This window comes from Peribacillus sp. P4_D6 (genome assembly GCF_056401795.1).
Window position 1 is genome coordinate 31,624 of the sequence record NZ_JBFUIQ010000019.1, and the last position, 21,391, is coordinate 53,014.

The 21,391-nt window shown below is 42.9% G+C and carries 28 protein-coding genes and 1 pseudogene; 16 read left to right on the plus strand and 13 right to left on the minus strand.

Annotated elements, in window-relative coordinates; all coding sequences use genetic code 11:
- Positions 1–81 precede the first annotated feature (81 nt).
- Complete coding sequence (locus AC1DVB_RS09045; protein ID WP_477588996.1) at positions 82–435, plus strand: helix-turn-helix domain-containing protein; 354 nt, start codon at positions 82–84, stop codon at positions 433–435.
- A 158-nt stretch (positions 436–593) separates the two neighbouring features.
- On the opposite strand, the gene AC1DVB_RS09050 is transcribed toward AC1DVB_RS09045, so the two are convergent.
- Positions 594–1,763, minus strand: coding sequence for an aminotransferase (locus AC1DVB_RS09050; RefSeq protein ID WP_034310296.1), 1,170 nt, complete (start codon positions 1,761–1,763; stop codon positions 594–596).
- Positions 1,760–2,260, minus strand: a complete 501-nt coding sequence (locus tag AC1DVB_RS09055; protein ID WP_034310292.1) for an Lrp/AsnC family transcriptional regulator — start codon at positions 2,258–2,260, stop codon at positions 1,760–1,762. Before AC1DVB_RS09055 ends, AC1DVB_RS09050 begins: the two co-directional genes overlap by 4 nt.
- A gap of 304 nt (positions 2,261–2,564) precedes the next feature.
- On the opposite strand from AC1DVB_RS09055, the gene AC1DVB_RS09060 reads away from it, so the two are divergent.
- Positions 2,565–3,407 carry an alpha/beta fold hydrolase gene (locus AC1DVB_RS09060; protein ID WP_063574779.1) on the plus strand — a complete coding sequence of 281 codons (843 nt, stop codon included), beginning with the start codon at positions 2,565–2,567 and terminating at the stop codon, positions 3,405–3,407.
- A gap of 257 nt (positions 3,408–3,664) precedes the next feature.
- Here the strand turns inward: AC1DVB_RS09060 and AC1DVB_RS09065 are convergent, their stop codons facing one another.
- Positions 3,665–3,925: a DUF1871 family protein gene (locus AC1DVB_RS09065; RefSeq protein WP_477588998.1), complete on the minus strand. Its 261-nt coding sequence runs from the start codon at positions 3,923–3,925 to the stop codon at positions 3,665–3,667.
- A 94-nt stretch (positions 3,926–4,019) separates the two neighbouring features.
- Between AC1DVB_RS09065 and AC1DVB_RS09070 the strand changes: the two genes are divergently transcribed.
- Positions 4,020–5,204 (plus strand): MalY/PatB family protein, encoded by a 1,185-nt coding sequence (locus tag AC1DVB_RS09070; protein WP_477589018.1) that lies wholly within the window; start codon positions 4,020–4,022, stop codon positions 5,202–5,204.
- Positions 5,205–5,240: 36 nt separating this feature from the next.
- Here the strand turns inward: AC1DVB_RS09070 and AC1DVB_RS09075 are convergent, their stop codons facing one another.
- On the minus strand, positions 5,241–5,996 hold the full coding sequence (locus AC1DVB_RS09075) for a TraR/DksA C4-type zinc finger protein (protein WP_477589000.1): 756 nt from the start codon (positions 5,994–5,996) through the stop codon (positions 5,241–5,243).
- A 143-nt stretch (positions 5,997–6,139) separates the two neighbouring features.
- Between AC1DVB_RS09075 and AC1DVB_RS09080 the strand changes: the two genes are divergently transcribed.
- Positions 6,140–6,997, plus strand: a complete 858-nt coding sequence (locus AC1DVB_RS09080; protein WP_477589002.1) for a manganese catalase family protein — start codon at positions 6,140–6,142, stop codon at positions 6,995–6,997.
- Between the two features lie 40 nt (positions 6,998–7,037).
- Here AC1DVB_RS09080 and AC1DVB_RS09085 read toward each other — a convergent pair whose 3' ends face one another.
- The 4 genes from AC1DVB_RS09085 to AC1DVB_RS09100 all read right to left on the minus strand — a co-directional run bounded on the left by AC1DVB_RS09085 (position 7,038) and on the right by AC1DVB_RS09100 (position 9,484).
- The gene (locus AC1DVB_RS09085) at positions 7,038–7,652 is read right to left on the minus strand and encodes a PH domain-containing protein (protein ID WP_477589004.1); all 615 of its coding nucleotides are present in this window, start codon (positions 7,650–7,652) and stop codon (positions 7,038–7,040) included.
- 40 nt (positions 7,653–7,692) lie between these two features.
- Positions 7,693–8,169 (minus strand): GNAT family N-acetyltransferase, encoded by a 477-nt coding sequence (locus AC1DVB_RS09090; protein WP_034310275.1) that lies wholly within the window; start codon positions 8,167–8,169, stop codon positions 7,693–7,695.
- A gap of 168 nt (positions 8,170–8,337) precedes the next feature.
- Entirely contained in the window at positions 8,338–8,562 is a 225-nt protein-coding gene (locus tag AC1DVB_RS09095) for a hypothetical protein (RefSeq protein WP_034310272.1), read from the minus strand.
- Positions 8,563–8,893: 331 nt separating this feature from the next.
- The gene (locus AC1DVB_RS09100) at positions 8,894–9,484 is read right to left on the minus strand and encodes a peptidylprolyl isomerase (protein ID WP_053536724.1); all 591 of its coding nucleotides are present in this window, start codon (positions 9,482–9,484) and stop codon (positions 8,894–8,896) included.
- 178 nt (positions 9,485–9,662) lie between these two features.
- Here AC1DVB_RS09100 and kapB point away from each other — a divergent pair, with 178 nt between their 5' ends.
- Entirely contained in the window at positions 9,663–10,049 is a 387-nt protein-coding gene (kapB, locus tag AC1DVB_RS09105; RefSeq protein ID WP_057278031.1) for a kinase-associated lipoprotein KapB, read from the plus strand.
- A gap of 37 nt (positions 10,050–10,086) precedes the next feature.
- Here the strand turns inward: kapB and kapD are convergent, their stop codons facing one another.
- Positions 10,087–10,710 carry a 3'-5' exonuclease KapD gene (gene kapD / locus AC1DVB_RS09110; RefSeq protein ID WP_034310264.1) on the minus strand — a complete coding sequence of 208 codons (624 nt, stop codon included), beginning with the start codon at positions 10,708–10,710 and terminating at the stop codon, positions 10,087–10,089.
- A gap of 183 nt (positions 10,711–10,893) precedes the next feature.
- On the opposite strand from kapD, the gene AC1DVB_RS09115 reads away from it, so the two are divergent.
- Genes AC1DVB_RS09115 through AC1DVB_RS09130 form a run of 4 tightly spaced genes read left to right on the plus strand, consistent with a single transcriptional unit; the run spans position 10,894 to position 12,929 of the window.
- On the plus strand, positions 10,894–11,544 hold the full coding sequence (locus tag AC1DVB_RS09115) for a transglycosylase domain-containing protein (protein WP_477589009.1): 651 nt from the start codon (positions 10,894–10,896) through the stop codon (positions 11,542–11,544).
- A gap of 46 nt (positions 11,545–11,590) precedes the next feature.
- On the plus strand, positions 11,591–11,722 hold the full coding sequence (locus AC1DVB_RS09120) for a hypothetical protein (protein ID WP_082609402.1): 132 nt from the start codon (positions 11,591–11,593) through the stop codon (positions 11,720–11,722).
- Complete coding sequence (locus AC1DVB_RS09125; protein ID WP_222620014.1) at positions 11,706–12,071, plus strand: hypothetical protein; 366 nt, start codon at positions 11,706–11,708, stop codon at positions 12,069–12,071. Before AC1DVB_RS09120 ends, AC1DVB_RS09125 begins: the two co-directional genes overlap by 17 nt.
- Before the next feature lie 54 nt (positions 12,072–12,125).
- Positions 12,126–12,929, plus strand: a complete 804-nt coding sequence (locus AC1DVB_RS09130) for a penicillin-binding transpeptidase domain-containing protein (protein ID WP_230135099.1) — start codon at positions 12,126–12,128, stop codon at positions 12,927–12,929.
- Here AC1DVB_RS09130 and AC1DVB_RS09135 read toward each other — a convergent pair.
- Positions 12,867–13,293, minus strand: a pseudogene (locus AC1DVB_RS09135) (DUF5366 family protein). The gene AC1DVB_RS09130 and the pseudogene AC1DVB_RS09135 sit on opposite strands and share 63 nt — an antisense overlap.
- A 413-nt stretch (positions 13,294–13,706) precedes the next feature.
- Between AC1DVB_RS09135 and AC1DVB_RS09140 the strand changes: the two are divergent.
- From AC1DVB_RS09140 to mnhG, 7 genes are read left to right on the plus strand one after another with little or no spacing between them, the layout of a single operon-like run.
- Positions 13,707–16,112: a Na+/H+ antiporter subunit A gene (locus AC1DVB_RS09140; RefSeq protein WP_377331262.1), complete on the plus strand. Its 2,406-nt coding sequence runs from the start codon at positions 13,707–13,709 to the stop codon at positions 16,110–16,112.
- The gene (locus AC1DVB_RS09145; protein WP_034310256.1) at positions 16,109–16,531 is read left to right on the plus strand and encodes a Na(+)/H(+) antiporter subunit B; all 423 of its coding nucleotides are present in this window, start codon (positions 16,109–16,111) and stop codon (positions 16,529–16,531) included. The genes AC1DVB_RS09140 and AC1DVB_RS09145 overlap by 4 nt, the downstream gene beginning before the upstream one ends.
- On the plus strand, positions 16,531–16,872 hold the full coding sequence (locus AC1DVB_RS09150) for a Na(+)/H(+) antiporter subunit C (RefSeq protein WP_054398868.1): 342 nt from the start codon (positions 16,531–16,533) through the stop codon (positions 16,870–16,872). The genes AC1DVB_RS09145 and AC1DVB_RS09150 overlap by 1 nt, the downstream gene beginning before the upstream one ends.
- Positions 16,865–18,346 (plus strand): Na+/H+ antiporter subunit D, encoded by a 1,482-nt coding sequence (locus AC1DVB_RS09155; protein ID WP_057278035.1) that lies wholly within the window; start codon positions 16,865–16,867, stop codon positions 18,344–18,346. Before AC1DVB_RS09150 ends, AC1DVB_RS09155 begins: the two co-directional genes overlap by 8 nt.
- 6 nt (positions 18,347–18,352) lie before the next feature.
- Positions 18,353–18,829 carry a Na+/H+ antiporter subunit E gene (locus AC1DVB_RS09160; protein ID WP_057278036.1) on the plus strand — a complete coding sequence of 159 codons (477 nt, stop codon included), beginning with the start codon at positions 18,353–18,355 and terminating at the stop codon, positions 18,827–18,829.
- A gap of 11 nt (positions 18,830–18,840) precedes the next feature.
- On the plus strand, positions 18,841–19,113 hold the full coding sequence (locus tag AC1DVB_RS09165; RefSeq protein ID WP_370023645.1) for a Na(+)/H(+) antiporter subunit F1: 273 nt from the start codon (positions 18,841–18,843) through the stop codon (positions 19,111–19,113).
- Positions 19,097–19,435, plus strand: a complete 339-nt coding sequence (mnhG, locus tag AC1DVB_RS09170) for a monovalent cation/H(+) antiporter subunit G (RefSeq protein ID WP_477589013.1) — start codon at positions 19,097–19,099, stop codon at positions 19,433–19,435. Before AC1DVB_RS09165 ends, mnhG begins: the two co-directional genes overlap by 17 nt.
- 52 nt (positions 19,436–19,487) lie before the next feature.
- Here the strand turns inward: mnhG and AC1DVB_RS09175 are convergent, their stop codons facing one another.
- The 3 genes from AC1DVB_RS09175 to AC1DVB_RS09185 all read right to left on the minus strand — a co-directional run bounded on the left by AC1DVB_RS09175 (position 19,488) and on the right by AC1DVB_RS09185 (position 21,376).
- Positions 19,488–20,207 (minus strand): MOSC domain-containing protein, encoded by a 720-nt coding sequence (locus tag AC1DVB_RS09175; protein ID WP_057278038.1) that lies wholly within the window; start codon positions 20,205–20,207, stop codon positions 19,488–19,490.
- A gap of 90 nt (positions 20,208–20,297) precedes the next feature.
- Positions 20,298–20,696 (minus strand): hotdog fold thioesterase, encoded by a 399-nt coding sequence (locus AC1DVB_RS09180; protein WP_034310237.1) that lies wholly within the window; start codon positions 20,694–20,696, stop codon positions 20,298–20,300.
- A 116-nt stretch (positions 20,697–20,812) separates the two neighbouring features.
- The gene (locus tag AC1DVB_RS09185; RefSeq protein ID WP_034310235.1) at positions 20,813–21,376 is read right to left on the minus strand and encodes a 5' nucleotidase, NT5C type; all 564 of its coding nucleotides are present in this window, start codon (positions 21,374–21,376) and stop codon (positions 20,813–20,815) included.
- Positions 21,377–21,391 lie beyond the last annotated feature (15 nt).

A 21,391-nucleotide genomic window follows, 5' to 3' on the forward strand; every position in this document is an offset into this window, starting at 1 on the left:
TTCCGTCCCTTCACTTAAGTAATAATATGGTAAAATAATTACATAATAAAAATATATTTCCTGAAAAAGGAGTGTCTGACCATGTCAAATATCGCGAAGAATATCCGTCAATACCGAGAAGATCACAACCTAACTCAACAGGAACTGGCTTTGAAATTACGAATCGGCACAAAGAAAATCGAAAAGTATGAATCGGGTGAATCCGTTCCTGATACGCAAACCATTTCACGTCTTTCCACCGTTCTTGACATTCCGGCTTCAGAATTCCTGAAGGATGCCCAGACCGGTAACGCTGCTGGTATCGACGAGGACTTAAAAAAATTGATTGAAGAAATCGGAACCAAAAAAGCTGAGCTCATTCTAAGGACAGCCAAGGACTTTAGCGAAGAAAAAATTCTGAAAGTTATGCATACTTTATATAAAACACAAGCTTAATTCAAAAAATGGGTCGTAGTATGTGTATTTTTTTTCTGGGTACTGGATATACTATGATTAACACTTTCTATGTTAATCCATTAGATTAACTCTTTTTTCTAATTCCCCCTATGGAAAGGGATCCGGCTGCTAATGGCCGGATCCCTATTTTTTTGCTTTTATTGGCAATGATTCTTCATGAAACGTTCCATTCTTCTGAGCGCCTCCTGAAGCTGTTCCATGGAGGATGCATAAGAACAGCGGATATGGCCTTCACCGCTTTCCCCGAACACATCTCCCGGTACAACCGCAACAAGTTCTTCCGTCAGAAGTTTTTCAGCAAATTCCATCGAAGTCATCCCCGTTCTCTCGATTGATGGAAAAGCATAAAAAGCCCCGCCGGGATTATGGCAATCCAGCCCCATATCGTTAAATGATTTCACGATATAATTTCGTCTTCTCCGATAACTCCGACGCATTTCTTCCACATCCTGCATTCCGTTCTTTAAAGCTTCCAATGCAGCATGCTGCGCAACGGTCGGCGCGCACATCATCGCATATTGGTGAAGCTTAAGCATCGCTTCGGAAATTTCCTTAGGTGCACAAACGAACCCAAGACGCCACCCTGTCATCGCAAACCCTTTCGAAAACCCATTGATGACAATCGTCCGCTCAAGCATGCCGTCAACGGCAGCAAAAGAAGTGAATTCCTCATCATAAGCAAGTTCAGCATAGATTTCATCGGAAATCACCAGCAAGTCATGCTTTTTAACGATGTCAGCAAGCATCACTAATTCTTCCTGCCCAAGCTGGGTTCCCGTCGGGTTATTCGGTGAACAGATTAAAACGGCCTTCGTTTTAGGCGTGATCGCCGCTTCGAGTTGTTGGGGAGTCAACTTAAAGTCTTCTTCCTTGGATGTTTGGACCGTGACCGGTATTCCCCCTGCCATGGTCACAAGCGGTGCATAGGCGACGAAACAAGGTTCGACGACAATGACTTCTTCACCTGGATTCAAGATGGTCCTCAGGGCAATATCGAGGGCCTGGCTTGCTCCGACCGTGACAATGATTTGATCATCCGGTCTATACGAAACATGGAACTGCTTCTCCATATACCGGCTGATTTCCGACCTTAATTCAAATAATCCGGCATTGGCCGTATATGAGGTATATCCTTCCTCCAGGGAGTTGATCGCCGCTTCCCTTACCGCCCAAGATGTAACGAAATCCGGTTCACCTACACCAAGCGAGACGACCCCTTCCAAATTGGCTGCCAAGTCGAAAAAGCGGCGGATGCCTGATGGCTTAAGCTCTGCAATCGTTTTTGAAACATAACTCGTTTTAATCATGGTGACACCACTATCCGCTTATCTTCTTCAGTTTGATCAAAAATGGTGCCATCATGCTTGTATTTTTTCATTATGAAGTGAGTCGTCGTAGAAATGACGGAATCCAGTGTCGAAAGTTTTTCCGAAACGAAGCTTGCCACTTCGTTCATCGAACGCCCTTCGACAATGACTGAAAGATCATATGCCCCAGACATTAAATAAACGGACTCGACTTCTTTGAACTTGTAAATCCTTTTTGCAACATCATCGAAACCCACGCCGCGTTTTGGAGTGACCTTTACATCGATCATCGCTGTGACACCATGGTATTCATCCACTTTAGCCCAGTTAATGACTGTTAAGTAACGTACAATGACCCGCATATCTTCCAATTTCTTCAATGTTATTTCAATGTCCGAATCTGATTGATCGGTCATTTTAGCCAAATCCTTCAGATCAATCCGGCTGTTATTTTCAATGATTCTCAAGACTTCCAATTCCTCTTCATTCAAGTGCATTGGAAAACCCCCCTTTTGGAATTCACTAATTTAGCTGTGATGGTTTGGCTGGCAGATAGTCTCACGAATTACCTTATTAGACTTTTTTAAAAACCTATATGACAATATAATTTAATAAGTCCTATGCTGTCAGGATAAACTTACACTATTATATCAAAATTGGCTGGTGACCTGTTATAGTAATTGTCTTTTTTCATCGTTATTATTACAATTACTGTTATGCAACAGTATTATAGGACCTTTTTTGGAATATTCAGGGTAACATAGGTTTTTATCATGGAACAATAACGGAGGAGGAGTTTATATGGAAAGTCATACAATCAAAGGTCTCGAACGGGTAGGGAATATCGAAATCTATTTTGAATATGACCGAATCGATGATTCTCTCCCCACCCTTGTCCTGCTTCACGGATTTTTGTCATCGAGCTTCAGTTTCCGTAAATTAGTCCCCCATTTAATCAAGGAATACAATGTGATCTCCATAGACCTCCCGCCATTCGGGCAAAGCGGAAAAGATTATCGATATACATATTCATTCCGAAACATTGCTAAATCCGTCGTTATGTTCCTGGAGGGAAAAGGAATCAGGAAATTCAGTATCATCGGCCATTCCATGGGCGGGCAGATTTCCCTGCAGCTCATCAAGTCATATCCTGATCTTGTCGACCATGCCATTCTACTTGCCGGCTCAGGCTATCAGCCCGGCTATTCGGAAAAAATGAAGATGGTCAGTTACCTGCCTTTCTTTTCATACGGGATAAAACGGTATCTGCAAAAATCAGGTATCGAAAAGAACTTGAAAAATGTCGTCCATGACCCGGCGATGATTGACGATGAAATGCGGCAGGGATATCTAGGGCCATTCATAAAGAAGCATGATATTTTCCGGGCATTGGGAAGGATGCTTCGAGATAAGGAAATCGATTTGCTGAAGGAGGACCTTAGTGATATACATACACCATGCCTGCTTATTTGGGGAAGACATGATCGAGTGGTGCCATTGAGTATCGGCGAAAGGCTCCATGAAGACCTGCCTAATTCCGAGCTTGTTGTCATTGAGGATTCCGGGCACCTTCTTCCAGAGGAAAAACCTGAAGAAGTGTATCAACTAATTAAGGGGTTTATTGGAGTAGCCACCCCAACGTAAATTCACGAGTAAATCGCTGTAATTCACGAGTAAATGGCTGTAATTCACGAGTAAATAGCCAAAACTCACGAGTATACTGCACAAACTCACGAGTAAAAGCACAATTCACCAATAAATCGCCGAAACTCACGGGTAAATCACTGAAATTCACGAGTATACTGCACAAACCATCAGTTAACTGAACAAACTATGGGTATAGAGCAAAAAAACAACGTAAAAAAGGGTGCCCCTGATTTCCGGGTACACCTTTTTCACCTTTATATCGAACAGCTGGCATCATTTTTTATGATGAGCAGCTTTCGTGYAACGTCCAGGCACTTTTCCATCTGAATGGATTCATCGAATGCGAACTCGTAAATGGATTTTATTTTTTCCGCCAGTTCCTTCGGGTCATCTATATCCCGGATTGCTACGACCGTATCTGCAATTTCCGGCTCATATAGATCCCAACCTATCTTGAAAGGGTCCCATTCTTGTAAAACGGCAACCAATGCTAAATTCATTTGCTGTGTATCCATCTAATTTATCACCTGCTCAATATTTTCAAAGAACATGATATCATAGTATCATAACAACAGGCTTTTCGCGAAGACGACAAATTTTTATTCGGTGGTGGATATTTTGAATAAATCAATATTTGAAGAACAAATCAACAGGGAAAATTCAGGGTCTGCAAAATGGGATAAAAACTCCCTCACATCCTTATATGGGCGCGAGGATATTCTGCCAATGTGGGTTGCCGATATGGACTTCCCATCTCCTGAGGGCATTCAAAAGGCATTGATGGAACGCTTGAATCATCCGATTTTCGGCTATACCGTCCCTTCTGAAACGGTTTTCACTGAAATTCAAAGCTGGCTTAAAGACCGGCACTCCTGGCAAATCGATAAGAAGTGGATTTCATTCAGCTCCGGCGTCGTTTCCGCAATCGGTACAACAATCCAGGCATTCACGAACCCGGGCGATAAAATACTGTTACAATCTCCCGTCTATACCCCATTTTTTGATATGATCAAAAATAATGACCGGGAGGTGGTCAACAGTCCCCTTATCATAGAAAAGGACCGCTTCGAGATTGATTTCAACGATTTTGAGGACAAGCTGAAAAGCGGAGTGAAACTATTCCTTTTTTGCAGTCCCCATAACCCTGGCGGACGCGTTTGGACAAAGGATGAACTCCTACGGATCGGGGAGCTATGTGAAAAATATGATGTAGTCATCGTCAGTGATGAGATACATGCTGACTTATTCCATACAACATCCAAGCATTACCCGATCGGCTCCCTTTCAGGAAAATTAGCGGATAGGACCGTTACATTGATGGCGCCAAGCAAAACATTCAATATTGCCGGCCTTCAGGCTTCTTTCCTGATCACCAGTAGTGAAAGATTGCAGAAGAAACTGCAAATGGCGCAAACGAAACTAGCCTTCCATGGCCTTAACATCTTTGCCTTAACAGCAATGGAAGCCGCGTATCGGGAGGGCTTGGAATGGCTTGAAGACATGATTGGCTACATTGAGGAGAATATAAAAGTGGCTGAGGAATTCATTGCAGCCGAAATCCCTTCACTGCATGTCATGCATCCGGAAGCATCTTATCTTTTATGGATTGACTGCCGTGACCTTGGATTGACCGACAAGGAAATAAAGGATCGACTGATCCATCAAGGGAAGCTCGCATTGGAGCCTGGTTCTAAATACGGACCTGGCGGAGAAGGTTTCGTACGAATGAATCTCGGTTGTTCACGCAGCGTCATGATGGATGGGCTAAACCGGTTGAAATTGGCTTTTACTTAAAAAAAGAACCAGGCCTAGCATCCTGGTTCTTCTTTTTCAATCTTTTTCTTCATCCACATATGGATCATGCTCATATCGGGGCAAATCCCCAAACGGGGTTTGAATATTTTCTTCAAAAAGTTCTTCCTTCAATTCTTCATATTGGGAGTTCGGATAAACCGTTACCTCTTTACCGTATATATCCACACCAACGAAATTTTCATAATTTTCGACATAGCCGACATTTTCTTCGGACTCGACATACATATCTTCGTAATCGTTTGGCGGATTTACGAAATCGGAAGGCGATTCAGATGTTCCATAACTGGCAACATCCTGCCAAGAATCTTCCGCATCGTACGCAACCGATTCATGCCGGTCATCATAATCAAACCTCCCAAATGGGGGTCCGAGCACTTCCTCTTCCACCGGCCGATTGTCCGAAGTTTCCTGTGAGGGGGTATGCTCAACGCAATAAGTCGTAGTAGGGATCGCTTTCAAACGTTCAAGAGGTATTTCCTTTGAACAAACCTCGCATTTTCCATACTCACCTGCCTCGATGGCAGAAAGCGCTCGTTCAATATCCCTTATTTCATCCTGATCATGCTCGGTAAGTGCCAAATCCTTTTCCCGTTCATATAACTCGGTTCCTTCATCTCCGGGATGATTATCGTAACTCGATAACTCACCAGTCGAATCCTCCATGCTTCTTCTTAAATCGTAGTTGCCTGAATCACTTAATCGTTCTTCCAACTCTTGCTTCGTTTGCTGCAATTGCTGTTGAAATTCTTTTAGCTGCTGATTGGATAGCATGTGCAACATCCTTTCAAAATCGTTCTTCCCTCTAGTATTTCTCTCTTCCCGTCATTCCATAAAGGTACTTTTTACCTTAGGAATAAATTAATTCAGATAACAGAAGCTAACTTAGAAATATTTATTTTAAGGAGGGCTTCCATTTGTACTTCTATAAAGAAGACTTAATCAATATGATCGTTCCCGATAAGCCTGATCCAAATGCAGCAAAAGTGCTCCAGGAAACGCTTGGTGGGCAATTCGGTGAAATGCGGACGATGATGCAATATTCTTTCCAAAGCGCCAACTTTCGCGGCAAGGCTAAACAATATCGTGATTTAATTCGCGGAGTTTTCTTGGAGGAACTGAGCCACGTTGAACTTGTCCAATCTACCATCAATCAGCTGCTGAATGGTGCTGGCGGGGATATGCCTGGAGATTCCGGTACCGATGGCGCTCCATTGGATGAAGTCATCAAAGGCGGCGCGAACCCTCACCATTTCATCATCGGTGCGAAAGCATCCCTGCCCGTCGATGCTGGCGGCAATCCATGGAACGGATCATGGGTTTATGATCACGGTACTCTCGTGGCGAACCTTTTGAATAATGTCATGCTTGAATCTACGGGAGTCCTGCAAAAGTCCAGGATTTATGAAATGAGTTCCAATAAATCAATGCGCGAAACATTGGCATTTTTAATGGTTCGCGACAATGCCCACCAAAATGCATTTGCCAAGGCATTGGAAACGCTTGGCGTCGACTGGGGGAAAATCTTCCCTGTACCTAATTATGATTTGAACAAATATCCTGAATGCCGCAAATATGTGGATTTAGGCTACCATAATGCCCAATTCAATTTCAGGATGGATCAAACACGGATCAGCGAGATTTTCCAAGGGGAGACACCGAGCCGAAATGGCGGAAACCTTGCTGTTACCGAGCCGCCAAAAGGATTCCCTGTGCCTGAAATGCCGGATATGCCAAATGAACATAGCCCGGGATTGAGTGATTTGAATAATTAAAAAAGAAGGCGGACACATTATTCTGTGTTCGCCTTCTTTTTTAATTATTGATATATTTCTCAAAAACAAAGCCAAAATCTTTCACATGGTACTTTTTCCGGCTGTCCATCAACCAATCGAAAGCGGCCGAATTAATTTCCTTGAAACTTGCCGCCATTTGGCTTCCATCAGTGCGAACCTGGTTCAAAGTGGAAGAAGCAAGGTTTACGCTTTGCTGGGCATATTGAAGGGCAAACTCATTCTCATGGCTAATTTCCGATATTTTCACGAGTGATTTGAACAAGTCCTTTAATTCTTCAATGAATTTCTTATGGACATCAATGGAGAAAGTCTTTGCACCGATCGAAAATTTAATTTCCGCATCCAAATCCACTGTCCCTGCGGTTTCAAGCGTGGCATTGGAAATCGTATACTGGCTGTAGCTATATCTCGTAAGTGTTCGCTTTTTGCTGATTGCACTTGTGCCATCCAAATGTATGAACGCTTGATTCGTGAAACAGTACTCATCGGTTTTCGATTTAATCAGGAAATAAATTTTTTCCCCATCTTCATGCATGATATAATCATCTGCATCCACCTTGTCATAATCTGCAGGACTAATCACACTTCCAATATCACTAAGACCAAGGGCATCAGCCGCCATTTTCTTAAACATAACCATTCCCCCTATCAATATCCAGGTGAATTTCACCTTATTATAAGCATTTCTCCAGTATGATCTCGTCTCGGATCGGAATTCCATCAAAACTGTAGAATGGTATTTCCGGCTTGATTTTCCGTGATTCTTCCACGGCATTTTTAACGATTTCCGAAATGACATAACCACGCTTTTGAAAAAACTTCAACGCCTGTAGATTATCGTTCGTTGTAATCGCTTTAATAGTATGGCAATTTTTTTCCTTAGCGATATTTTCCATCACATAAAGCAATGATGAGCCCACACCTTGATTCTCATGCTCACTGTTCAAAGAGATGATCTGACATACATGGTCGGATAGTTTGTATGTTCCCAACCCTGTGATTTTTCCATTCTCGTCCATCACCCCAACACCCTCAAGTTCCGCATAATGAAACAAGCCTCTTGAAAAAACGACTTGAGTCGTCTCCCAGTGCTGAATGAAAAAATCCTTGACCGTATCTGCCGCAATCATTCTTTTAGCTACGATTTGCATAACCAATTACGCCCCCAAAATTTCTATCTCTATGCTTATAGTATAAAATGCTTATGCTGAGAAGGGAACATTTAATTCTTTACGACCTTCTAACAAAACATAATACCATTCATATTCAGATAATCAATATCAAAAAAAAGGGGCTCGAGATGCAGGCATCTTCCGGGATCAGGAAATGGTATCATCCTTTATACGCTGGTTCCTTCTGGTGACCTCATCTTCGAATTGCTTCGTTTTCAATTCTTCCTTCTTTGAATATCTTATAATTGCCCTCATCGTAAAAACCGCCGCCACTAAAAAAATGAAGCAAGTTATACCAGCCGAGATATATTCAGTCTTGTCTTCCGGAAAGTAAAGAAACAAACCTAGTAAAGCATGATTGAGAAAGTCCATCCGTTACATCCTTCCTGATAGGGAATTAAACTGCATTCTCTCATTATATCAATTACCAGAACAATCCACTAGTGGGCCTAATCCACTAAAACATAAAAAACGAGAGGCACTGAGCCCCTCGCTTATCTTCTATTTAGGCTCTTTTCGTAAAGATTGTTGTTTTTAAAACGAAACGATTTAAGGGTGATTGGAGCGGAAGTGCGAGACCCGACAAGCGTTTACGCCGAGGAGGCTCACCKCCCGCCCTGCGGAAAGCGAGCATCTGGAGGGGAAATCAACCACAACTCACTACCTGGTAAATAGCAACAAAGTATGTGAAAACAGCCTTTATTTATAGAATGGTGATCCCTTTAATGACAACGTCAACTGCTGGCTTGTCTCCCGTAACTGTCTCTACGTTAGCAATCGTATCAACAACGTCCATGCCTTCGACCACTTGTCCAAAAACAGAGTGTTTATGATCCAGCCAAGGTGTGCCTCCTTGTTCCATATAAGCACTGATGATTTCTTCCGGATAACCGGCTTGCTTCATTTGCTCACCCATCCTGCTGTCCACATGCTGGGCTTGTACGACGAAGAATTGGCTGCCGTTTGTTCCCGGGCCTGCATTAGCCATGGAAAGAGCTCCGCGCAAATTGAATAATTGCATGGAAAACTCGTCCTCAAATGGAGCTCCCCAAATACTTTCTCCACCCATTCCAGTCCCTGTCGGATCTCCGCCTTGAAGCATGAAATCCTTGATGACACGGTGGAAGATGATTCCTTCATAATAACCGTTTTCAGCATGTGTCAAGAAATTCTCCACTGTCTTTGGAGCCAGTTCAGGGAATAGTTTAATTTTAATATCGCCCATCGTCGTTTGCATGATGACCGCTTTTTCATTTTCCAAAACTTCACTTGTTAATTGCGGAAAGTTTGTCATTGTACATAACCTCTTTCTTTTTAAAATAAAATGGCATGAAACACCATTTTTCATCTTCATTTGTACACTTTACACGATTTTCAAAAAAAAAGCATCTTTACGAAATTGAACAAATTCGCTGTGAAAAATCGTTGTTCTTATGTATCATGAAGGAAGTTAAAAGAAAGGTGGTAGGGAAATGTCAGAACAGGATTTTAAAATCGGCGATAAGGTTACCGCCATATATAAAACTGGAAAATACATCGGGGAAGTCACCGATATCAGACCTGCTGCATATCTTGTTAGAGTGTTGGCTGTTTTGAAGCATCCCATGCAGGGAGATCTTCATAACCCGAAGCAAACGGAAGTGTCCATGTTCCATCAGCGGCGTGCTCTTGCATTCCGGGAACAAACCAATGTACCAAAGAATATGGTAAGGACTTTCGATGAGGAGATTCCGGAGTATAAGGAATCCTTAAGAGAAGCTGTTGATAAAATGAAAGGCACTTTAAGCGAAGCCCAAACAGAGTGGAATGATAAAAGCTTACAGTTGCTTGAAGATCTAGCGGCGGATTATTTCAAATAAAGCTTAAAAGCCAAATCAGTAGTATATGATTTGGCTTTTATAACGCTAAATGATTCAATACCTTTGATAAATCAATGCGGTCGCCAATTGTCGTCGGTTCATGATTTTTCATATAACTTTTATCTTTCTCCACTAACTTAAAGATATTATATGTCGTAATCGCATCATCCAGCGCCCTATGATGCTTGCCTGTCCCCTCTTTGCCATAGGCCTGTACAGCTTTCCAAAGTCCGGTTTGATTTTGATCCCCGAAAAAGCGTTTATACTCCAGGCATAGATCATTTTCCTTCCCTGAAAAAGGGAAATCCAATCCTGCCTTCTGACAATTCTGGCGAAGCACCTTCATGTCCATATTTCCCCAAGTAACAATCGTCGTCGGGTGCTGTTCATCTATTTTCTTCAATAACGCAACCAGCTCTTCAAATGAAATCCCCCGGTCCACCTGATCCTGGGTAATGTTCAAGAACTTCTTGCATCTTCCCGTTAAAACTGGAAATTTCAATGGGTTAACAAAAGATGAGAATTGTTCCTCAATGGTCTCATTAATGACGGTGACTAAACCAACCTCAATGATTTCCGGATAAAACCCCGTTGGATTGGCTTTTCCTTCCGGCATCGTAAATTCAAAATCTATGAATACATATTGCTGTTGTTCCTCCATTTTTATGACCCCCTTCATATTCCTGACATCAACATATAAACAAACATGGTTTTTTCTCACGAGATTATTATAACAGAAGATTTAGAAAGTTATTTCTTTGCCATTCGGATACCGCGCTCGCCGTCATTACCTAATTTACCCAAAACCCTTTATTGTCTACCTTTTTTGGATCACGATGGATGAATGAACCAAAAGTACCGTTTTTTCATTCCTTCATTCCAAGGACATACTAAAAATATATTAGTTAGGAAGTTGAACTATGCGCACGTATCTGGCTATATCACGATTTCCCTCTTAGTTCCGGTATTGATCCTTTTCATTTTCCTTTCCCATCAGGAGTGGTCCTTAGCGCAATCTCCCTATCATGTACACGACGAGCGAATTCCTGTTGAATCGATAGAACTGGCTCAGAATAGTTACATGAAGGCAACAAATGGAAAGGTCATCAGTGAAATTTCCACTGGTGAGAAACGGACTTACTTAAAACTTGAAGACATCCCCCTTTTCCTGGAAAATCTGTTCATCGTTACAGAGGACCAGAAATTTCATGATCATGCAGGAGTCGACCTCTCCGGCATAAGCAGGGCGCTTCTTATCAATTCACAAAATAAAACAATCGAACAAGGCGGCAGTACCATTACCCAGCAACTGGCCAGGAATGTTTATCTATCACATGATAGGACATATAACCGAAAACTATGTGAACTCATTTATGCCTATCAGATAGAGCGAAAAAAAGCAAAACCGGAAATCATGGAGCTATATTTGAATGCCATCTATTTCAGTAATGGAGCTTATGGAATCGAAGCTGCTTCCCAATATTATTTAAAGTAAACCGACTGGAGAGTTAACCAAGGCGGAACTTGCCTTCCTTGCCGCAATCCCTAATAATCCGGAATACTATAATCCCCTTGAACATTTCGATGCGACGAAAAAGCGTCAGGAGAGAATGCTGGAACAAATGGTTGCCAATGGTGCATTAGAACAGGCCGAGTATGAAAGTCTTAATTAAAAGTACGATTAAATTAGACTTGTCCATCCCGGTCGACTTATATCCCGATTACGTGACATATGTTCATCAGGAATTGAAAAACCTGGTGGCATCCTCCGAGGGTCTCGACAAATCTCTGCAAAGCACTGATGTCACTATACGTAAGAACGCGGAAGCCGAGTTGGATAAAAAGGTCAAAAAGCTTTTGAATTCCGGTGTAACCATCCATACCGCACTCGATACTAAACTGCAAACACAATCAAAGACTGCTGTACAATCAAAAATCGGTGTCAATGATATCGAGGGAGCTTTAGTGGTTATACAGCATCATACGCACGAGCTTGTCTCTTTGATTGGGGGAAAAGATTAAAAAAAAAATTCTTTCAATCAGGCATACCAAAGCTATAGGCAGCCAGGGTCTGCGATTAAGCCGCTTCTTGATTATGCTCCCTATTTAGAAGAAACGGATGCTGACATTAATCAGCTCGTTAGCGGAGCAAGCTATTGCAGCAATAGCTATTGGCCAAAAAATTATAGCGGAGACAGCTATGGGATGGTCACACTAAGAACTGCCTTTGCTCAGTCGTATAACACACCCGCCATAAGACTCTTTGAAAAGATGGGGGTGGAAACGAGTTTCAAGTACCTGGATGCTTTTGGCTTTAGAAAAGTCAGCAAAAAAGACCACCATACGTGTTCGGCCATAGGCGGATTCGAATATGGCATGAGTCCCCTTGAACTCACAAATGCTTATACTTCTTTCCATGACGGAAACTATCAGCCAGCACGAGCCATTACAAAAGTCACCGACCAAGAAGGTAAAGTCCTTTATAAATGGAAAGACCGCTCCAAGGAGATATGGAACAAACGCACCGTAGCCAAGATGCGGCAGCTGCTCCATGAAACAACGCTTTCCGGGACAGCCCGAAAACACTACTTTCCTACAGATTATGTCGGCGGTAAAACCGGTACGACCAATGATGTCAAAGACATGTGGTTTGTCGGTCTGACAGCAAACTATACAACAGGGGTTTGGATTGGAAGGGACAAGCCATCCCAATCTACAATCCATTTATTCACATTCACCCCATCTATTGATTTGGAAAGATATCAGCCAGACTGCCGAGTGAAAAAAGAAGGTGCCGCTATGGCACCTTCTTTTTCGCTATATGGGAAGACTTGCAATGACGCTGTTATAAAGCTTCAATCCCGCATAAGCGACTATTGAAATCAATGCCGTCCAAACGAAGATCGGAAAGAAGACCAATCCCACTAGCCACGACATTCGTCGCGATAAAGATCGACCCAAGCCCGAAGATGAATTGAACGCTGAACAATGAACAGGCACCGCCAATCATATAAATGACAGACCCCTTTCTTACACTGTTCAGGGCTTTACCCTCCGAATCCTTGGAAAAGAATAATAAAGACAGCTCCAATATCGTATCGGAGATCAGCTTCAATGCAGCAAAAACCATGAAGAATAAAAGGAGCAATACGATCAGCAGCGCCAGCTTGATGCCGGCTTCAGAAAAGAATTCCAGCATCCCTTGATAGATTCCCAAATTTCCAAATAACTTGAGCATTTGCATTTCCCCATAAATGGCAAAGGAGAGGCTGAATAACAGGATTGATGATTGGCAAATAGCTAAATAAATAAGTGTTTTACATGATTTCTCTATCAATGTGTCTTTTATCCTATATTACGCAAGATAATCCACGATTTCACAATGGATACTCTGCTCATTCACCGTTGAAAAACTTTTTTTAATATATTTTTCAGGACGGTTCCCCCTCCTTTTCTACCTATATATAAAACATCATTCTAGTTGACCTTCACCGTTTTTAAAGCCATGCAAACCCTCATAAATTGCGTTATACTTTTAAGCGAGGCAAGCATTCGATAAAAAAATACATATTCAACGAAGATTTCCTAACGTCTAGGATTGCGTGAAAAAAGCATAATAAGACGACTGACTTCGTTTTTTAAAAAAGGGGGGAGTTTATGTCTTTACTTCATTGGGCGGTATTATCACCGTTTCTATTAGCACTTATTGTACCAATATTGTACAAACTATTTCGTCAAATACATACAGGTTGGTTTGTATTGATTTTACCGATTCTCCTTTTCACCTATTTTTCAAGGTTCATTTCCTTGACCAAACAAGGGGATATCGTTATGGAAAGCGCAACATGGATTCCTTCTCTCGGAATAGATGTTGATTTCTATGTCGATGGACTAGGGCTTTTGTTTGCCTTGCTCATTACAGGTATTGGTTCACTCGTCGTTCTTTATTCAATTTTCTATTTATCGAAGGAGAAAGAAAAGCTTAACCAATTTTACGTCTTCCTTTTGCTTTTCATGGGGGCGATGCTTGGTGTCGTCCTTTCCGATAATCTAATAATCCTTTATTCGTTTTGGGAATTCACGAGTTTATCATCTTTTCTATTGATAGGATATTGGAATGAGAGGGAGCGTTCACGTTACGGGGCGCAGAAATCGCTGCTGATCACTGTACTTGGAGGCTTAAGCATGCTTGGAGGCATCATTCTCCTTTCCATTATGGGGAACACATTCAGCATACGTGAATTGATTGCCCAAAGCGGGGAACTTATGGACCACTCGCTCTTCGTTCCTGCACTTTTGCTTGTGCTGCTTGGCGCGTTCACTAAATCCGCACAGTTCCCGTTCCATATTTGGCTTCCTGACGCGATGGAAGCCCCTACTCCGGTCAGTGCTTACCTTCATTCCGCCACAATGGTCAAGGCTGGCATTTATTTGGTTGCCCGATTAAGCCCTGTTTTTGCAGAATCAGGATTATGGTTCTGGCTCGTTTCGATCGCCGGATTGATCACCCTGTTCTGGGGCTCATTCTTTGCAATCAAGCAGACTGATTTGAAGGGGATTCTTGCTTTTTCCACCATCAGTCAGCTCGGATTGATCATGTCGCTTTTGGGGCTTGGAGCTGCGGCACTCCACTATGAAACGTTGGGGGAAAATATATACTTGGCAGCCACGGTTGCAGCAGTATTCCACTTGATTAATCATGCGACCTTTAAAGGGAGCCTATTCATGGTTGCAGGCATCATTGATCATGAAACCGGTACGCGTGATATCAGAAAGCTTGGCGGATTGATGCAGTTGATGCCGATCACTTTCACTGTCGCTCTGATAGGTGCTTTTTCAATGGCTGGACTTCCGCCCTTCAATGGTTTTTTGAGCAAGGAAATGTTCCTGGCCAGCATGGTGAATGTATTGCAATTGGATATCTTCAATATGGAGACATGGGGGGTCCTGTTCCCTGTGGTTGCATGGGTAGCCAGTGTATTCACTTTTATTTATAGCATGATTGTCGTGCTCAAACCCTTTACTGGCAAACTTCAGTTACAACTTTTGGAAAGGAAGCCCCACGAGGCACCGGCCGGGATGCTAATATCCCCGATCATCCTTGCTTCATTGGTCATCATTTTCGGTATTTTTCCAAACTTGCTGTCTTCATCCATCATTAAACCTGCTGTAGCCGGCATACAGCCGAGCTTGGCGGGACCGGATTTCCAAGTCCATATCGCCTTCTGGCATGGATTCGAACCTGAAGTATGGATGACCATCGGCATCATAGCATTTGGTATTCTATTATACAAAACGCTTCCGAAGTGGCAGAAAGTCACTCAGTGGATTCCTGAACGCATCTCCCTGAATGCTTTGTATGATAACGTGGTAAGAGGGCTCGAACGTTCAGCTTCCTTCGTCATGAAAGTATTAATGACAGGTTCGATTCGGACGTATCTGCTTTCAATCTTCCTTTTCTTCATATTTTCCTTGGGCTTTACGCTCTATTGGAAGGATGCATTTAAATTGGATACAGGGAATTTTGCCCCGATCGGCATATATGAATTGGTATTAGCTGGAATCATCGTGATTGGCTCGGTCGCCATTCTGTTTGCAAGATCCCGTTTAACTTCCATTATCATCTTAGGAGCCGTCGGTTATACGATTTCCCTATTTTTCGTTTTGCTGCGGGCACCGGATTTAGCCTTGACTCAACTAGTCATCGAAACGATTTCGGTATCGCTGTTTTTGCTCTGTTTCTTTCACCTCCCGTTAATGGCAAGCAGAAAGGAAGAACGGATGACGTTCAAGTTGAATAATGCCATGATATCCATTGGTGTAGGAGTCATCGTCACATTGATCGCCTTATCGGCACATAGCAATAAACTGTTTGATTCCATATCCAGTTACTATCTTGAAAATGCTTATAAGGAGGCAGGCGGGAAAAACGTCGTAAATGTCATTCTCGTTGACTTCCGCGGACTTGATACGATGTTTGAAATCACTGTCCTTTCCATCGCTGCGCTCGGAATATTCGCGATGATCAAATTGCGTTTGACAGGGGGGAAAGATAAATCATGAAGCAAAATGACCTGATTCTCCAAACGGTTACGAAAGTCGCCGCCTTTGTTATCTTGCTGTTTGCGGTAGCCATCTTTTTAGGCGGGCATTATTCGCCAGGCGGCGGGTTTGTCGGCGGTTTAATGACTTCAGCTGCCATAGTCCTGCTGTTGCTCGCTTTCGACATTAAAACCGTCACCGGCATTTTGCCGATTGACTATAAGTTAATGATCGGTTCAGGCCTGTTCATATCAAGCCTGACCGTGGCCGGTGGGCTGGTGTTCGGGGTGCCCCTCATGACACATGTATATCAATACGTTGATTTACCGCTTCTTGGGCACATCTCGCTTCATACTGCGGTACTTTTTGATCTGGGTGTTTATCTTGTGGTTGTTGGTGTAACGATGACCATTATTCAAACGATAGGGGAGAGTGAATAATGGAACTTTTAATGGCCATTGTCATTGGAATACTATTTATGTGTGCGACCTATTTAATGCTTTCCAAAAGCATTTTAAGAATCATAATCGGTACCGGGCTGCTCAGTCACGGCGCCCACCTTTTGATTTTGACGATGGGCGGTTTGAAAGGCGGTTCCGTTCCATTGCTGAGTGATGAAGCTGCATCCTATGTCGACCCGCTTCCGCAAGCGCTTATCTTGACGGCAATCGTCATCAGTTTCGGAGTCACATCATTTCTGCTGGTACTTGCTTATCGGACCTACCAGGAACTCGGTACGGATGACATGGAAGAAATGAGAGGTACGGAAACGAATGAATAATCTTACTTTCATGCCTGTTTTATGGCCGCTTTTCACAGGCATCCTGCTCATATTCTTTGCAAAAAAGATCAAGCTGCAAAGAGGGATATCGCTTTTTTCCTCTCTTATCGGAATTGTAATTTCCTTTTACCTAGTGATTACGGTCCATAATCAAGGCATCTTGACTTTAGGCGTCGGCAGCTGGGATGCACCATTCGGGATCGTGATCGTCGCAGATATGCTATCTTCGCTGCTCGTACTGACCACGAATATCATTGGATTGGCCATACTGCTTTACTCGTTTTACTCCATAGGGGAAGAACGGGAAAGACATTATTACTATCCTGTATTCCAATTTTTGCTGATCGGGGTGAACGGCGCCTTCCTTACGGGGGATCTTTTCAATCTATTCGTATTCTTCGAAGTCATGCTGATGGCTTCCTATGTGCTGCTTGTACTCGGAGGGACGAAAATCCAGCTGAGGGAATCATTGAAGTATATCATCGTCAATGTACTATCCTCTTCCTTTTTCGTCATCATGGTGGCTTATCTTTATTCAGTCGTAGGAACATTGAACATGGCGGACATCAGTCAAAGGATAACGGAGGTCAACCAGCCTGGAATCATYTCGGTGATAGCGATTGGCTTTCTGATCGTCTTCGGTTTGAAGGGAGCCATTTTCCCGCTTTTCCAATGGCTGCCTGGTTCTTATTATGCTCCGCCCATTCCAGTGATGGCTCTATTCGGGGCATTGCTGACAAAGGTCGGGATCTATTCCATTTTCCGGACCTATACACTGATGTTTTATCATGACCAGGATTTCACCCATACATTCCTGGCGATACTTGCAATCTTGACCATCATCATCGGTGTCATTGGTGCGATAGCTTATTGGGATGTAAAAAAAATCATCATTTACAATATCATCATCGCCGTCGGGGTTATTCTATTCGGCATCTCCGTCATGAATGAACAGGCCTTATCGGGTTCCATTCTATATATCATTCATGACATGCTGATCAAGGCTGCACTCTTCCTGCTGGTAGGCATCATGATCAAAATCAGCGGATCGGATGATTTACGGGACATGGGCGGCTTGATCAAGCAATACCCGACCGTTGCATGGACCTTCTTCATAGCGGCCATATCATTGGCGGGAATCCCGCCGTTCAGCGGTTTTGCCGGCAAGCTCCTTATTCTTCAGGGAGCTGCAGAAAAAGGGGCCTACTTGGGAATGGCCGTTGTCTTAATTTCAAGCTTGATGGTCCTCTATTCCGTCATGAAAATATTCATGAATGGCTTTTGGGGAACTCCAAAAGCTGATTATGCCTTAACTAATGGAAAGGTCAATAAAATGCTGGTTCCGGCAGTCCTCCTCGTCATCATTTCCATTTTATTCGGAATAGGGACAGAATCGGTTTACCCATACATTACACAAGCTGTAGATTCATTAATGAATCCCGAAATCTATAACAAAGCGGTTTTAAAGGAGTAGTGCCTGATGTCATTCCAAATTTTACTGAATGTGTTCCTTGCGTTTATCTGGATGTTTTTAAAAAATGAGTTTAACGGGAGCACTTTTATCATCGGATATATATTGGGGCTCGGCATCATGTTCGTCTTCCGTCATTTTTTCAATGATCGTTTTTACTTGAAAAGGGTGAATGCCGTCGTTCTATTGCTGCTCATATTCGCAAGGGAACTCATACTTTCCAACATTAGCGTCCTTAAGGCCGTGCTTAAACCGAGCCTGGATATGAAGCCTGGCATATTCGCATTTGAAACCGTGCTGACCAAGGATTGGGAAATTACGATACTATCGAATTTAATTACACTTACACCAGGAACACTTGTCGTTGAAGTATCGGAAGATAATCGGATTCTTTATATCCACGCGATGGATATTGCCGACAAGGAAGAGGCTGTGGACAGCATTAAAAATACATTTGAAAAGGCGATTATGGAGGTGGGCAAATAATGTTCGATCTAATGCTTAAAATCGCGTTGCTCGGTGTTTCGCTTTCCATGATTGGATTCTTATACCGTTTAATCAAAGGGCCTTCCGTACCGGATCGGGTCATCGCACTCGATGCAATGGGAATCAATCTTATTGCAATCGTTGCACTTGCCTCCATCGTCATGGATACAAGCGCATATCTGGAAGCCATTCTTCTGCTCGGAATCCTATCTTTCATCGGAACGGTCGCTTTCGCCAAATTCCTTGAGAAAGGGGAGATAATCGAAGATGACCGCAATCGTTGAAACCCTATCGGCCCTATTCCTATTAATGKGAGTCTTTCTCTTTTTAGTCTCGGCTTTCGGCATCATCCGGCTGCCCGATGTCTATACAAGAAATCACGCTGCCTCAAAAAGCTCGACACTTGGAATCATGTTCATCCTGATCGGCACCTTGTTATATTTTTATTATAAACATAGCCATTTCGATTTCCGGGTCGTGCTCGCGATTATCTTCATCTTCATGACCAGTCCTGTTGCCGGACATTTAATCATGCGCTCGGCTTATCATTCTGGTGTAAAAATGTGGGATCGGAGTGTCCAGGATGATTTAAAGAAAACCCGGTGATCCCTGCTATTGAAAAAGAGCTGCCCTGTTACAGGAGCAGCTCTTTTCTGTTTCAATCTTTTAAAAATACCTCATCGCCCACTCTGATTTCACCTGTTTGCATGACCGAGGCATATACGCCAAAATGATTTTCCCTTTCCTTGACGACAGTTTTAAGCAGTGATGGATCTCTATGTGAATCGCTCGGATCGACAGTTATGATCATACAGCGCTCACAATGCCTTTTGATCTCCAATTCCACTTCATTTCCAATAAGAATCCTTTTTCCGAACCATTGCTCTTCTAAAAAGGGCGTTTTGTTCACTAGAGATAGCACTAAATTTTGCCTGAATCTCCTGCCATCCAGTTCTTTTCCCCAAAGCTTTGTCAATTCGCCAATCGAGGCATCACTGACAAGCAGGATGTTTTCTTCTTCAATCGCACCTAACGGAATATGGGAAGGATGATAAACAACTGGTGCTGCCTCCTGTTTCAACAACCTTTCCATTTCCTCCTGAAAGGCTTGCTCTCCCCATGTCAAAACGTTTCCAGAAGGTGTCTTCACTTGGATTTCCGGATATTGGTCAAGTGCTTCCTCACCAGAAAAAGCAGCTTGATATCGGACCATTTCCGGGACTTGAGTTATGGTCAGGAACTTCCCATTTTTTCCTTTAAAGGCATGGCTGCGATCTCCATAAAGTCCATAGTCCATCACCTTCGTTTTCTGTACCTGTTCACCAGTGAATGATTTTACAGGATGACGGGTGATTTCTTGTATATGACCCACCAGCATAGAAAAACCTCTTTTCATACAATAGTCTACTGCCATCTTATACGTAAACCGGATAGAATCATTGCGCCAAATTGCGATTGTTCTTTTGATTTACTTTGACTTCGGTAAGTCGATAACTGCCAATGTACAGCGTGAAATGCAGATAAGATGATCCTCTTCATCACGGATCTTCACGTCCCACACCATCGTCGTCTTCCCGCGATGGATGATGTTCCCCTCTGCGGTAACAACACCTGAACGGACGCCCCTAACATGATTGGCATTGATTTCAAGGCCGACGACAGCTTGTTTTGTACTATCTACCAGCATCATCCCTCCAAAGCTTGCAACGGATTCCGCAAGCGCAACGGACGCTCCCCCATGCAATAAACCATACGGCTGCCTAGTGCGTTCATCCACAGGCATCGTCGCAATGACTTTCCCCTCGCCCACTTCTTTCATTTCAATCCCAAGCGTGCCTATCAATGAATTTTCAATATTTCTCTCCATCCCATTACCCCCGACTCTCTTGTTTTTTTAGCAAAAAAATGAACCGTTATTCATATTAGTATACAAAAAAAGGATGACTCAAGTCTATCAAGTCATCCTTCAATAATGTAAATGTATTATTTGGAGAGGATTTCTTTTAATTCAAACCAGCTTGTCAGTCTCGGAATATCCAATTCCCTGTTATAGGAGTTATCCATTGCATACACTTTCGTTGGAATATCCAATAACGTTTCCAGCACTGCCGGTTTATCATCAAAATAATAATCCAATTCCAATTTGCGGATCGTATCAATTTTTTCATGATCCTTCATCCCGCAGTAAAAATGGTCATCCTTAACCGGAAAGCCGTTTTCGATCAGCCATTTTTTCGTCCGTTCACCATGCTCCGCTTTTCTGGCGGTGATGTAATAGATTTCGTGGCCATCGCGTTCAAGCTCCTGCAGCGTTTCCACTGCGCCCTCGAAGGCTGGACAGGATGAATAATACACTTCATCGGCCAGGCTGTTCCACATCTTGCCCCCAGCCTCTTTATCAAGCCCGAAAGCTTCATGGATCTCCAACGTCTTTAAAGCCCTGAATTTCGTTAACTCTATGTTCGTATTAAGCTTTTCATTATAAAGATGGAACGCGAACTCCCTCAAGTTAATAAGGGTATCGTCAATATCAAAACCGAATTTCATATCCTTCACTCCTAT